Consider the following 370-nt stretch of genomic DNA (forward strand, 5'->3'; position numbering starts at 1 on the left):
CACGTCGATGTCACGTATCGTGGCCACATTGGTCAGCGGCGTGGCGGTATGGGCACTGGGTGTCGCGGCGCTGCTGTCGTTCAACGTATGGGCAGACGTGCTGTTCTTTGGGCTGAACATCTTCGACCTGCTGGATACCTTCACCAGCAAGATTCTGCTGCCATTGACCGGCCTGGGTGCGATCGTGTTCTTCGCCTTCTGCCTGGATAAAGAAGAAGCGCGCAAGGAGCTGAGGCTGGATGTCTACGACTACAGCCTGTGGAACCTGCTGGCCAAATACGTCGCCCCCATCGGGGTCACGGTGGTTTTCCTGGCAGGCCTGTTCTGACTCGCCGCTAGGTCGGCAAGCTTACCCAATAGAGAAGGCGTT

General features: G+C 58.4%; 1 pseudogene. It reads left to right on the plus strand.

Features of this window, described 5'->3' with window-relative positions:
• Nucleotides 1-328: pseudogene (locus P8629_RS11505) on the plus strand (hypothetical protein); the annotation flags it as partial.
• Nucleotides 329-370 lie beyond the last annotated feature (42 nt).

Origin of the sequence: Hydrogenovibrio sp. 3SP14C1 (genome assembly GCF_029625905.1) — a bacterium.
Taxonomy (GTDB): domain Bacteria; phylum Pseudomonadota; class Gammaproteobacteria; order Thiomicrospirales; family Thiomicrospiraceae; genus Hydrogenovibrio.